13 protein-coding genes and 1 pseudogene are annotated in these 11,609 nt (G+C 68.8%); 12 read left to right on the forward strand and 2 right to left on the reverse strand.

The window, feature by feature from the left end:
* Both VSO01S_RS27910 and VSO01S_RS24170 read left to right on the forward strand, forming a co-directional pair.
* A pseudogene (locus VSO01S_RS27910) lies at positions 1-220 on the forward strand (hypothetical protein); the annotation flags it as partial.
* Between the two features lie 84 nt (positions 221-304).
* Entirely contained in the window at positions 305-928 is a 624-nt protein-coding gene (locus VSO01S_RS24170) for a peroxiredoxin family protein (RefSeq protein WP_068645336.1), read from the forward strand.
* Between the two features lie 37 nt (positions 929-965).
* Here the strand turns inward: VSO01S_RS24170 and VSO01S_RS24175 are convergent, their stop codons facing one another.
* Positions 966-1,301, reverse strand: coding sequence for a hypothetical protein (locus tag VSO01S_RS24175; protein ID WP_068645337.1), 336 nt, complete (start codon positions 1,299-1,301; stop codon positions 966-968).
* A 278-nt stretch (positions 1,302-1,579) separates the two neighbouring features.
* Between VSO01S_RS24175 and VSO01S_RS24180 the strand changes: the two genes are divergently transcribed.
* The 8 genes from VSO01S_RS24180 (at position 1,580) to VSO01S_RS24215 (ending at position 9,119) form a co-directional block, all read left to right on the forward strand.
* Positions 1,580-3,964, forward strand: a complete 2,385-nt coding sequence (locus tag VSO01S_RS24180) for a heavy metal translocating P-type ATPase (protein ID WP_068645338.1) — start codon at positions 1,580-1,582, stop codon at positions 3,962-3,964.
* Between the two features lie 18 nt (positions 3,965-3,982).
* Entirely contained in the window at positions 3,983-4,120 is a 138-nt protein-coding gene (gene ccoS / locus VSO01S_RS24185) for a cbb3-type cytochrome oxidase assembly protein CcoS (RefSeq protein ID WP_068645339.1), read from the forward strand.
* 75 nt (positions 4,121-4,195) lie between these two features.
* Positions 4,196-5,647, forward strand: coding sequence for a cytochrome-c oxidase, cbb3-type subunit I (gene ccoN / locus VSO01S_RS24190; protein WP_068645340.1), 1,452 nt, complete (start codon positions 4,196-4,198; stop codon positions 5,645-5,647).
* Positions 5,648-5,665: 18 nt separating this feature from the next.
* Positions 5,666-6,298 (forward strand): cytochrome-c oxidase, cbb3-type subunit II, encoded by a 633-nt coding sequence (ccoO, locus tag VSO01S_RS24195; protein ID WP_068645341.1) that lies wholly within the window; start codon positions 5,666-5,668, stop codon positions 6,296-6,298.
* A gap of 19 nt (positions 6,299-6,317) precedes the next feature.
* Positions 6,318-6,482 carry a cbb3-type cytochrome oxidase subunit 3 gene (locus VSO01S_RS24200; RefSeq protein WP_068645342.1) on the forward strand — a complete coding sequence of 55 codons (165 nt, stop codon included), beginning with the start codon at positions 6,318-6,320 and terminating at the stop codon, positions 6,480-6,482.
* Positions 6,479-7,387, forward strand: coding sequence for a cytochrome-c oxidase, cbb3-type subunit III (ccoP, locus tag VSO01S_RS24205; protein ID WP_068645343.1), 909 nt, complete (start codon positions 6,479-6,481; stop codon positions 7,385-7,387). The genes VSO01S_RS24200 and ccoP overlap by 4 nt, the downstream gene beginning before the upstream one ends.
* Positions 7,387-8,829 carry a cytochrome c oxidase accessory protein CcoG gene (gene ccoG, locus VSO01S_RS24210; protein WP_068645344.1) on the forward strand — a complete coding sequence of 481 codons (1,443 nt, stop codon included), beginning with the start codon at positions 7,387-7,389 and terminating at the stop codon, positions 8,827-8,829. Before ccoP ends, ccoG begins: the two co-directional genes overlap by 1 nt.
* Positions 8,826-9,119, forward strand: a complete 294-nt coding sequence (locus VSO01S_RS24215) for a FixH family protein (RefSeq protein WP_084242089.1) — start codon at positions 8,826-8,828, stop codon at positions 9,117-9,119. The genes ccoG and VSO01S_RS24215 overlap by 4 nt, the downstream gene beginning before the upstream one ends.
* A 6-nt stretch (positions 9,120-9,125) precedes the next feature.
* Here VSO01S_RS24215 and VSO01S_RS24220 read toward each other — a convergent pair whose 3' ends face one another.
* Positions 9,126-9,839 carry a helix-turn-helix domain-containing protein gene (locus VSO01S_RS24220; protein ID WP_068645346.1) on the reverse strand — a complete coding sequence of 238 codons (714 nt, stop codon included), beginning with the start codon at positions 9,837-9,839 and terminating at the stop codon, positions 9,126-9,128.
* An 87-nt stretch (positions 9,840-9,926) separates the two neighbouring features.
* Here VSO01S_RS24220 and hemN point away from each other — a divergent pair, with 87 nt between their 5' ends.
* Both hemN and VSO01S_RS24230 read left to right on the forward strand, forming a co-directional pair.
* The gene (gene hemN / locus VSO01S_RS24225; RefSeq protein WP_084242090.1) at positions 9,927-11,378 is read left to right on the forward strand and encodes an oxygen-independent coproporphyrinogen III oxidase; all 1,452 of its coding nucleotides are present in this window, start codon (positions 9,927-9,929) and stop codon (positions 11,376-11,378) included.
* Between the two features lie 19 nt (positions 11,379-11,397).
* Positions 11,398-11,609, forward strand: a 212-nt coding sequence (locus tag VSO01S_RS24230) for an urease accessory protein UreH domain-containing protein (protein ID WP_161944472.1), incomplete at its 3' end; no start/stop codon positions are given.

An 11,609-nucleotide genomic window follows, 5' to 3' on the forward strand; every position in this document is an offset into this window, starting at 1 on the left:
GGCGGCCGGACAGCAACAGCCGCAGCGTGTTCGACCGCCTCCGCCACCTGCCGCGCCGCCGCCGGCCCCGGCCCCTGCGCCGTTGAGCAACTGCAACGCCGGCGGCTGCTGGGACAGCCAGGGCAACCGCTACGACAGCACGGGCGGCAACGGCTCGAGGCTGATCAGCCCGGACGGAAGGCTGTGCCAGACCCGCGGCCAGTTCATCCACTGCAACTGAGCAACCGAGCCGGCCGGCGATGGCGCTTGCCGCTGGGGCTGGCTTCGTCCATCATGGGGCGCGCGTTTTCTCCTCGGGTCCACCATGGAACAGACCACGCACCATCCCCATCCGGCCGTCGGCGAGGCCGCCCCCGAGTTCCGGCTGCCCGCAGCGGGCGGCGGCGAGATCGCGCTGTCGGACTACCGGGGCCGCAAGACGCCGCTGCTGTGGTTTTCCAAGGGCCTTTTCTGCCCCTTCTGCCGCCGCAACATGGCGCGCCTGAGCCAGTCGTATGCGGACTTTGTCGCGCTGGATGCCGAGGTGCTGCAAATCACCCACAACACGCAGAAAGAGGCGGACGTCTATTTCCGCAACTACCACCTGGCCACGCCGTATCTGTGCGACGCGGACCGGCGCGTGCACGAAGCCTATGGTGTGGTGATGGAAAAGCAGAGCCTGGGCGCGATGGCCGAGAACTGGGTGACCTCGTCCGCCATGGTGGCGCACGACCTGCTGCTGCACGGCGAGAAATCGCCGCCGCCGATTCCGGCTTTGCGCATGGGCAGCTTCCAGCCGACACAGCTGGTGGTGGCGGTGGACCGCGGCGGGGTGGTGCGCTATGTGTGGAGCGGCGGGCCGTTCGACACGCTGCCGACGGTGGCCGAGCTGTTGGCCTTGTTCCAGTCGATGGGCTCGGCGCTTTCGGCGCCCGAACAGGCGCATTGAATGAATGGCTCGCCCCGTTGAGCGGGCAAGTGTCTGCTCATGACAGGGGGCTTTGAGTTTTCAACTCGCTGCTGCTGTTCAGTCCGCTGAGCAGATCTCTTGTGAAGTCGAGCAAGGAAATCTCGGCCGGCGTGAGCGCCATGCGCCCTTCGTCGCGCTGCGAGATGTGCCGAACCGACCTGACGTGGTCGCTGAGGGCGTGGACTTGCTGGAAGGTCGAGGCGCTGAACACGTCGGCGCTGCATGCGTGTCGGTCGTGGAGGACGAAGACGGTCGACCTGCCGCATTCGCTGCAAAGACAAAAAGCCTCGAACTCGCGCATCCAGCCGCTGTGGACGTCGACGACGGCCATCGCCCTCACGTCGAAGCTCACCTTGGGCGCACCGCAACGGGGGCAATCTTCGACAACTTCGGGCACGGGGTTTCTCAGTTAGGCAGCAAATCTACCGCTGCCGGGCTGGGGACCGTGCGCAGAAACTGTGATGCAGATCACATTGCGGGTGTGACCAGTTGCCGTGAGTACTTCTGCCTGTCCTTGAGTGGGTGCACACAACCCTCTGCCATGGTGAGCGTCTCAAGCCTTCCCATCCGAACGCAGAGACCTTGATTCAGATCAACCCGCCGCGCAGCGCCGCCGCATAGCCTCCACGCATGCCCGCCACCCTTGCGCTCGATCCGGCCGGCCGCGCCGGCGGCGGGCAGCCGCGCGCATCCGCTGCAGACGGCGGCGACGGTGATGACCATCTGCTCGACGACCCGCAGCAGTGGGCCTCCTTCGGCCGCCCGCTGAACAAGCCGCGCCCGGACCTCGGCGGCAACGACCCATCGCCCCCACTCTGGGAATCCCAGTTCCTCATCGAAGGCATGCACTGCGCCGCATGCTCGTTCACGGTGGAGGCCGCGCTGTCCGGCCTGCCCGGCGTGGAGCGGGTGCATGTGGACGCCGCCCGCCAGCGCGTGCGCATGCGCTGGCGCCCGGCCGATACGCGTCCCTCGCTGTGGCTCGACGCGGTTCGCAGCGCCGGCTACGGCCTGGTGCCGGCCACCTCGTCGCGGCAAGCCGCGCTGCAGCGGCGCGAATCGCGCCTGGCGCTCTGGCGCTGGCTGGTCGCGGGCCTTTGCATGATGCAGGTGATGATGTACGCCTACCCCGCGTACACCGCCCAGCCCGGCGAGCTGGCGCCCGACAGCGCGCAGTTGCTGCGCTGGGCCTCGTGGGTGCTGAGCCTGCCGGTGCTTTTCTTTTCCAGCGGCCCCTTCTTGCGCGGCGCGCTGCGCGACCTGCGCAGCGGCCGCATGGGCATGGATTTGCCGGTGGCATTGGGCATTGCCATCACCTTCGGCGTGAGCAGCGTGGCCACCTTCGATCCCGGCGGTCCGCTCGGGCAGGAGGTGTACTTCGATTCGCTCACCATGTTCGTGTTCTTCCTGCTCAGCGGCCGGCTGCTCGAGGCGCGCCTGCGCGAGCGCTCGGCCGGCGCGCTGGACACGCTGCTCAACCGCATGCCCGAGACCGCCCTGCGCCTGCGGCCCGACGGCGACGGCGGCTTCGAGCGCGTGCCGGTGGGCCGGCTCGCAACCGGCGACGTGCTGCAGGTGCTGCCCGGCGAGCGCTTCGTGGCGGACGGCCTGCTGCTCGAAGGCGCGACCACGGTGAGCGAGGCGCTGCTTTCCGGCGAGTCGCGCCCGCTGGCACGCAAGGCCGGCGAGCGGGTGCTGGCCGGCGCCCACAACCTGAGTTCGCCCGTGCGCATGAAGGTGCAGGCCCTGGGCGAAGACACGCGCTTCGCGGGCATCGTGGCCCTGATGGAAAGCGCCTCGCACGGCAAGCCCCGCCTGCTGCGCCTGGCCGACCGGGTGGCGCGGCCCTTTCTGCTCGTGGTGCTGGCCGCCGCGGCCTTGAGCGCGATGCTGTGGTGGCCGGCCGGCCATGGGCAGGCGCTGATGGTGGCCGTGTCGGTGCTCATCGTCACCTGCCCGTGTGCCCTGTCGCTGGCGGTGCCTGCGGCCATGCTGTCCAGTGCCGGCTCGCTCGCGCGCGGCGGCCTCCTGGTGCGCGAGCTGCCAGCGCTGGAAACGTTGGCCGGCATCGACACCGTGGTGTTCGACAAGACCGGCACGCTCACCCGCGATCCGCCGCGGCTGGTGCGCATCTATTGCCGCGAAGGCATGCGCCCGCGCGAGGCCTTGGCGCGGGCTGCCACCATCGCGGCGGCATCGCTGCATCCGGCGGCGCGCGGCCTGGCCGCCGCATGGCGCGAGGCGGCGCAGCCCGACGACAACCGATGGCGCCTGCAGCAGGCCACCGAGCAAGGCGGGCAGGGCGTGCAGGCCACCTTGTGCGACGGCGCCAATGGCGGCCAGCGCATCCAGCACATGCGCCTGGGCTCGGCCGCGTGGTGCGGCGCCGCGGCATTGGACGTGTCCGCCATCCAGGTGCACCTGTCGGACGAATGGGGCTGGGCCGCGAGCTTCGTGCTCAACGAAGACCTGCGCCCCGATGCGGCGCAGACGGTGAAGTCGCTCAAAGCGCACGGCCTGCAGGTGCACCTGCTCTCCGGCGACCGGCCCGAGGCGGCGCGCGAACTGGCGCAGCGCGTGGGCATCGACGCCGTGCAGGGCGCCTGCACGCCCGAGGACAAGCTGCGCTACCTGCAGGCGCTGCAGGCCCAAGGCCGGCGCGTGCTGATGGTGGGCGACGGCCTCAATGACGGCCCCGTGCTGGCGCGTGCCGACGTCTCGCTGGCCTTCGGCCCGCAGGCCGCGCCGCTGGCGCAGGCGCGTGCGGACTTCATCGCGCTGGGCGGCGAGCTGGGCGTGATCGAGCGGGCCTGGCTGCAGTCGCGCGCCACGCTGCGCGTGGTCCGCCAGAACCTGGCCTGGGCCGCTGGCTACAACGCGCTGTGCATCCCCATCGCCCTGGCCGGCTGGATGCCCGCATGGGTGGCCGGCCTGGGCATGGCGCTGAGCTCGCTCGTGGTGGTGGCCAATGCCGCGCGGCTTTCACGAAGAAGCCTGTTGCGGGCCACGGCATAAGAGAAAGACGCTGCGCCCGTGGACATCCTCTTTCTCCTCATTCCCTTCTCCGTCGGCCTGGTGCTGATGGTGCTGGCCGCGCTGTACTGGGCGGTGGAGCGTGGCCAATTCGACGACGTCGAGCGCGAAGGCGAGCGCATCCTGCACGACGATTGATCTGCATCAAACGGCCGCTTCTTCTTGCGCACCACACTGGCGCCAGCAAGAAAAGACATACGGAGAAGAGGCCCCATGCAAGCAATACAAGACAGCCATTCGCCACCACCGCTGATCTACGAAGACACGGTGGTGCGCCAGCTGGCCTTCATGGCCGTGGTGTGGGGCGTGGTGGGCATGCTGGTGGGCGTGGTGATCGCCGCGCAGCTCACCTGGCCGCAGCTCAACCTCGACATTCCGTGGCTCAGCTACGGGCGCCTGCGGCCGCTGCATACCAACGCGGTGATCTTCGCCTTCGGCGGCTGCGCGCTGATGGCGACCAGCTTCCACGTGGTGCAGCGCACCTGCCAGGCGCGGCTGTTCGCGCCGGGGCTCGCGTCCTTCGTGTTCTGGGGCTGGCAGGCCATCATCGTGGGCGCCGCCATCAGCCTGCCCATGGGCTACACGCGCGGCAAGGAATACGCGGAGCTGGAGTGGCCCCTCACCATCGCCATCGCGGTGGTGTGGGTGGCCTACGCCATCGTCTTCTTCGGCACCATCGCCAAGCGCCGGGTGCGCCACATCTACGTGGCCAACTGGTTCTACGGCGCCTTCATCATCGCGGTGGCGCTGCTGCACATCGTCAACGGCGCCTCGATGCCGGCCGGGTGGATGAAGAGCTACTCGGTGTATTCGGGCGTGCAGGACGCCATGGTGCAGTGGTGGTACGGCCACAACGCGGTGGGCTTCTTCCTCACCGCCGGCTTTCTGGGGATGATGTACTACTACATCCCCAAGCAGGCGGGGCGGCCGGTGTATTCGTACCGGCTGTCCATCGTGCACTTCTGGGCGCTCATCTTCACCTACATGTGGGCGGGCCCGCACCACCTGCACTACACCGCCTTGCCCGACTGGACGCAGTCGCTGGGCATGGTGTTCTCGCTCATCCTGCTGGCGCCCAGCTGGGGCGGAATGATCAACGGCGTGATGACGCTGTCGGGCGCCTGGCACAAGCTGCGTACCGACCCGGTGCTGCGCTTCCTGATCGTGGCGCTGTCCTTCTACGGCATGGCCACCTTCGAGGGGCCGATGATGTCCATCAAGACGGTCAACTCGCTGAGCCACTACACCGACTGGGGCATTGCCCACGTGCATGCCGGGGCGCTCGGCTGGGTCGGGTTCATCACCATGGGCTCGCTGTACTACCTCATTCCGCGCCTGTACGGCCGCAACGCCATGTACAGCATGAAGGCGGTGGAAGTGCATTTCTGGATCTCCACGGTCGGCGTGGTGCTCTACATCGCCGCCATGTGGATCGCCGGCGTGATGCAGGGGCTGATGTGGCGCTCGGTGAACCCCGACGGCACGCTGGCCTACACCTTCGTCGAAAGCGTGAAGGCCACCTTCCCGTTCTACCTGGTGCGCCTGGTCGGGGGCCTGCTGTACCTGGGCGGCATGCTGCTCATGGCCTGGAACGTGTGGATGACCGTCATGACCGGCGTCTCGGCCCGCGTCGCGGTGCCGGCCCTGGCGCCCTCGCACGCCTGAACCGCGAAGAAGAACAACATGAGCACTGCCAACAACGACACCCCGCGCGGCTTCACCCACGAGCGGGTGGAGACCAACAACTTCCTGATGATCGTGCTGATCCTGATCGTGGTGGCCATCGGCGGCGCGGTCGAGATCGTGCCGCTGTTCTTCCAGCGCTCGACCACGCAGCCCATCGAAGGCGTGAAGCCCTACAGCGCGCTGCAGCTGGCAGGCCGCGACGTGTACCTGCGCGAAGGCTGCTACGGCTGCCACTCGCAGATGGTGCGTCCGCTGCGCTCGGAAACGCTGCGCTACGGCCACTACTCGGTGGCGGGCGAGTTCGTGTACGACCACCCCTTCCAGTGGGGCAGCAAGCGCACCGGCCCCGACCTGCACCGCGTGGGCGGCCGCTACAGCGACGAGTGGCACCGCATCCACCTGACCAACCCGCGCGACCTGGTGCCCGAGTCGAACATGCCGGCCTACCCGTGGCTCAACAGCAACGTGGTCGATGCCGATGCGCTGCCTGCGCGCATGCGGGCGCTGCGCCGGGTGGGCGTGCCCTACACCGACGAAGAGATCGCCGCCGCACCCGCACAGGTGCAGGGCAAGACGGAGATGGAAGCCACCATCGCCTACCTGCAGTCGCTGGGCCTGGCGCTCAAGTAGCCCACAAGGAAGCCACGCCATGGACATCAACCAACTGCGCATCGGCGCCACCGTCGCCTGCTTCCTGCTCTTCATGGGCATCGTGCTGTGGGCCTATTCGCGGCACAACGTCCGCCGCTTCGAAGAGGCGGCCAGGCTGCCCTTCGAAGACGAACAACAACAGGAACCGGGGGGCCTGCGATGAGCGACTTTCTCCATGCCTTCTGGGCCAGCTACGTCACCTGGGCCACGCTGGGCGGCATTGCGGCCTGCGCACTGCTGCTGTGGGTCACCGCCCGCAAGAAGGTGCCGCTGCGTGACGACAACACCACCGGCCACGTGTGGGACGAGGACCTGCGCGAGGCCAACAACCCGCTGCCGCTGTGGTGGGTGGGCCTGTTCGTGCTGACCATCGTGTTCGGGCTGGGCTACCTGGCGCTGTACCCGGGCCTGGGTTCTTCGCAGGGGCGCCTGGGCTGGAGCGCAGCCGCGCAGTATGGCGACGAACAGGCCAAGGCGGGCGAGGCCCTGTCGGCCGTCTATGCCGCCTACAGCGACATGCCGGTGGAGAAGATCGCGGGCAATGCCCAGGCGCATGCCATCGGCGAGCGCATCTTCATGAACAACTGCGCGCAGTGCCACGCGTCGGACGCGCGCGGCAGCAAGGGTTTTCCGAACCTGGCCGACACCGACTGGCTGCACGGCGGCACGCCCGAGGCCATCGTGCAGACCATCACCAAGGGCCGGGTGGGCGTGATGCCGCCCATGGCCGCGGCGGTGGGCACGCCCGACGACGTGCGCAACCTCGCGCAGTACGTGCTGAGCCTGTCGGGCCGTTCCACCGACTCGGTGCGCGCGGGCCTGGGCCGCTCCAAGTTCACCGCCTGCGCGGCATGCCACGGCATCGGCGGCGTGGGCAACACCGCGCTGGGCGCCCCGCGCCTGAACGACGACGTGTGGCTGCACGGCTTTGGCGAAGAGGCCATCGTCAACATCATCAACAACGGCAAGCACAACGAGATGCCCGCACAGGAAGGCCGCCTGACCGAAGCGCAGATCAAGGTGGTGGCCGCGTACGTCTGGGGCCTGTCGAACAAGCCCGCGCCCTGATGGCCCACGCATCCGGCGGCAAGGCGCGAAGGCGCATTCCCATCGTGCCCGAGCCTGGGCCCGAGCAGCAGGTGCGCCTGTACGCCGCCACGCGCAAGATCTACCCGCGCACCATTGCCGGCTACTTCAACAACTGGCGCTGGGCCATGGTGTGGGCCACGCAGCTGTTCTTCTACGGCATGCCGTGGCTGGAGTGGGGCGGGCGCCAGGCGCTGCTGTTCGACCTGGCCTCGCGGCGCTTCTACATCCTGGGGCTGGTGCTGTATCCGCAGGACCTGATCTACCTGTCGGGCCTGCTGGTGGTGTCGGCGCTGTCGCTGTTCCTGTTCACCGCGGTGGCGGGGCGGCTGTGGTGCGGCTATGCCTGCCCGCAGACGGTGTACTCCGAGATCTTCCTGTGGGTGGAGCGCCATGTGGAGGGCGAGCGCAGCGCGCGCATCCGGCTCGACGGCGGCGCGCTCTCGCTCGAAAAGCTGGTCAAGAAGTGGTTCAAGCACATCGTGTGGCTGGCCATGGCCTTGTGGACCGGCTTCACCTTCGTGGGCTACTTCACGCCCATCCGCGAGCTGGCCCTGGCCTTCCTGCAGACGCGAATGGGCGGCTGGGAAATCTTCTGGGTGCTGTTCTACGGCCTGGCCACCTATGGCAATGCGGGCTTCATGCGCGAGCAGGTGTGCAAGTACATGTGCCCCTATGCCCGCTTCCAGGGCGCCATGTTCGACCGCGACACCCTCATCGTGAGCTACGACCCCGCGCGCGGCGAGCCGCGCGGCCCGCTGGACAAGGGCCGGCCCGCGGCGCTGGCGCGCGCCCGGGGCGACTGCATCGACTGCAGCCTGTGCGTGCAGGTGTGCCCCACCGGCATCGACATCCGCAAGGGCCAGCAGTACGAATGCATCGGCTGCGGCCTGTGCGTGGATGCGTGCAACCAGGTCATGGACAAGGTCGCGCGCCCGCGCGGGCTGATCCGCTATTCCACCGAGAACGGCCTGGCCCAGGGCTGGGACCGCGCCCGCATGCTGCGCCGGGTACTGCGGCCCCGCGTGCTGGTCTACGGCGTGGTGCTGCTGGCGCTGGGCCTGGGCCTGGCGGCCAGCCTGGTGGTGCGCATGCCGCTGAAGGTGGACGTGGTGCGCGACCGCGCCGCGCTGGCGCGCATCGTGGCCGGCGGCCGGCTGGAGAACGTGTACCGGCTGCAGCTGATGAACGCCACCGAGAAGGAGCAGGTGCTGCGCGTGCAGGCCCATGGCCTGGCGGGCCTGTTGGTGGCGGCCGACGAGCCCTATGCCGTGGGCCCGGCTGAGGCGCGCTGGGTGGCGGTGCGGCTGCAGCTGCCCGCCGAGCAGGCGCCGCCGGGCTCGCACCCGGTGTACTTCGACGTGGGCAATGCCGACGGCAGCCTGCATGTGTCCGAGAAATCCATCTTCCTGGTGCCGCGATGAACGCAACGCAAGACATGAACAACGCCCCCGGCCTGCCGTGGTGGAAGACGCCCGCGATGTGGCTGGTGGTGGGGCTGCCGGCCGCGGTGGTCGTCGGCGGCTTCTTCATGCTGTGGATCGCCATGGCCCGGCCCGACGCGGTGGTCGACCCCGACTACTACCGCAAGGGGCTGGCGCTGGGGCAGCGCGCCGCCGCCGTCGACAAGGCGCAGGTGCCCGCCCAGATGGGCCGCAACCACGCCATGACGCCCGACAAGGACCTGCCGGTCAACAACAAGAACAGGAACTGATCGGAATCAGGGATTGACCATGCGCTGCAGCGCATCCACGTCCAGGATGCGCAGGTGGCGCTGCTGCACGTCCAGGATGCCGTCTTCGGCGAACTTGGACAGGGTGCGGCTGACCGTTTCCAGCTTCAGGCCCAGGTAGCTGCCGATCTCCTCGCGCGACATGCGAAGCAGCACCTCGGAGCGCGAGAAGCCGCGCGCATGCAGGCGCTGCAGCAGGTTCAGCAAAAACACCGCCAGCCGCTCCTCGGCCCGCATGCTGCCCAGGAGCAGCATCACGCCGTGGTCGCGCACGATCTCGCGGCTCATGATCTGGTGCACATGCCGCTGCAGCGCGGGCACGTCGCGCGAGAGCGTCTCGATGCTGCCGAAGGGAATCACGCAGACCTCGGCGTCTTCCAGCGCCACGGCGTCGCAGTTGTACTGGTCGCTCACGATGCCGTCCAGGCCGAGGATCTCGCCGGCCATCTGGAAGCCGGTGACCTGGTCGCGGCCGTCCTCGCTGGCCACGCAGGTCTTGAAGGTGCCGGTGCGGATGGCGTAGAGCGATTCGAACTTCTCGCCGTTGCGGAACAGCGCCTCGCGCCGCTTCAGGCGCTTGCGCGATGCCACCAGGCCGTCGATGCGTCGCAGTTCCTCGGGCTGCAGGCCCACGGGCATGCACAGCTCGCGCAGGTTGCAGTTGGAACAAACGACCTGGAAGGAAGTCTTGTCGCAGATCATGGTTGTTGACAATTGTCCGGCAATCCACGCGCACAGGGTTTGATACACGTCAAGGCAGCTCGGACAAGCCGCGGGCACATTGGCCTCATGCAAGCCCAGATTCTTCGCCCCGTGCCGCCGGCCGCCGCGCAGGCCTTGCCGCCCGAGGGCCGGCACGTTTCCCGGGTCTCCCCGGCGCTTCTCAAGCGCTTCGAAGGCGGCGGGCCGCGCTACACCTCCTACCCCACGGCCGACCGCTTCGTCGAGGCCTTCACCGAAGAGGACTACGCCGCCGCGCTGCACCAGCGCCGCACCATCGGGGCCAAGAACTCGGCTGCGCTGTCGCTGTACGTGCACATTCCTTTTTGCGAGTCGCTCTGCTACTACTGCGCCTGCAACAAGGTCATCACCCGCCACCACGAGCGCGCCGACCGCTACCTGGACTACCTGGCCAAGGAGATCGAACTCCAGACCGCCCAACTGGGCCGAGGCCTGCCGGTGAGCCAGCTGCACCTGGGCGGGGGTTCGCCCACCTTCATGGACGATGCGCAGCTGGGCCGGCTGATGGGGCTGCTGCAGTCGGCCTTCACCTTCCTGCCCGAGGCCGAGCGCTCCATCGAGGTCGACCCGCGCACCGTCGATGCGGCTCGCCTGGCGCGCCTGGCAGGCATGGGCTTCAACCGCCTGAGCCTGGGCGTGCAGGACTTCGACCCGGCGGTGCAGCAGGCCGTGCACCGCGTCCAGCCGCTCTCGACGGTCACGGCGCTGATGGGGGCCGCGCGCGAACTGGGTTTTGCGTCGATCAACCTCGACCTGATCCACGGCCTGCCGCGGCAGACGGTGGCCAGCTTCGAGCGCACGCTGCAGCAGGTGTGCGAGTTGCGGCCCGAGCGCATTGCCCTGTATGCCTATGCGCACCTGCCGGAGCGCTTCAAGGCGCAGCGGCGCATCTCGGCCGATGAGCTGCCCAGCCCGGCCGACAAGGTGCAGATGCTGTCGCAGGCCATCGAGACGCTGTGCGCCGCGGGCTATGTGTACATCGGCATGGACCACTTCGCGCTGCCGGGCGATCCGCTGGCCGTGGCCAAGCGCCAGGGCCTGCTGCACCGCAACTTCCAGGGCTACAGCACGCAGCCGGACTGCGACCTGGTGGCGCTGGGCGTGTCGGCCATCGGCCACGTGGGCGCCACCTACAGCCAGAACGCCAAGACGCTGGACGCCTACTACGACCACCTCGACCAGGGCCGCCTGCCGGTGGAGCGGGGCCTGGCGCTCACGCGAGACGACGTGCTGCGGCGCGCCGTGATCATGGCCATCATGTGCCAGGGCAAGGTGGACTTCGCCGCCATCGGCCAGGCGCACCTGGTGGACTTTGCCGACCGCTTCGCGCCCGAGCTGGCGGCGCTGGGGCCGCTGGTGGCCCAGGGCCTGGTGAAGCTGCGCGACCACGAGCTGGAAGTGACGGAGACTGGCTGGTTCTTCGTGCGCGCCATCGCCATGGTGTTCGACCGCTACCTCCAGGCCGACCGCAACCGGGCGCGGTTCTCGCGGCTGGTCTGAACCGCAGCGGGCCTCTGGCATGGAGCAATCGGCCCTCGCAGTCGCGGCCTTGCTGATGGGCCTGGCGGGCAGCCCGCATTGCGTGGCCATGTGCGCGGCGCCGGCCCAGGGCGTGATTCGCCTGGTGCGCGCGCAGCCGGCCGGATGCGCTGGCGCTTCGCCATCGGCCGAGGCCGTGCTGCCGCATGCACTGTTCCACCTCGGGCGGCTGGCCGGCTACGCGGCGGCGGG

Origin of the sequence: Variovorax soli NBRC 106424, assembly GCF_001591385.1 — a bacterium.
GTDB lineage: Bacteria > Pseudomonadota > Gammaproteobacteria > Burkholderiales > Burkholderiaceae_C > Variovorax > Variovorax soli.

What these genes read in the sequence shown, in the direction of transcription:
- VSO01S_RS24170 (WP_068645336.1), top strand. Translation starts at nt 305, where the DNA reads ATGGAACAGACCACGCACCATCCCCATCCGGCCGTCGGCGAGGCCGCC.
- VSO01S_RS24180 (WP_068645338.1), top strand. Translation starts at nt 1,580, where the DNA reads ATGCCCGCCACCCTTGCGCTCGATCCGGCCGGCCGCGCCGGCGGCGGG.
- ccoN (WP_068645340.1), top strand. Translation starts at nt 4,196, where the DNA reads ATGCAAGCAATACAAGACAGCCATTCGCCACCACCGCTGATCTACGAA.
- ccoO (WP_068645341.1), top strand. Translation starts at nt 5,666, where the DNA reads ATGAGCACTGCCAACAACGACACCCCGCGCGGCTTCACCCACGAGCGG.
- VSO01S_RS24200 (WP_068645342.1), top strand. Translation starts at nt 6,318, where the DNA reads ATGGACATCAACCAACTGCGCATCGGCGCCACCGTCGCCTGCTTCCTG.
- ccoP (WP_068645343.1), top strand. Translation starts at nt 6,479, where the DNA reads ATGAGCGACTTTCTCCATGCCTTCTGGGCCAGCTACGTCACCTGGGCC.
- ccoG (WP_068645344.1), top strand. Translation starts at nt 7,387, where the DNA reads ATGGCCCACGCATCCGGCGGCAAGGCGCGAAGGCGCATTCCCATCGTG.
- VSO01S_RS24215 (WP_084242089.1), top strand. Translation starts at nt 8,826, where the DNA reads ATGAACGCAACGCAAGACATGAACAACGCCCCCGGCCTGCCGTGGTGG.
- VSO01S_RS24220 (WP_068645346.1), bottom strand. Translation starts at nt 9,839, where the DNA reads ATGATCTGCGACAAGACTTCCTTCCAGGTCGTTTGTTCCAACTGCAAC.
- hemN (WP_084242090.1), top strand. Translation starts at nt 9,927, where the DNA reads ATGCAAGCCCAGATTCTTCGCCCCGTGCCGCCGGCCGCCGCGCAGGCC.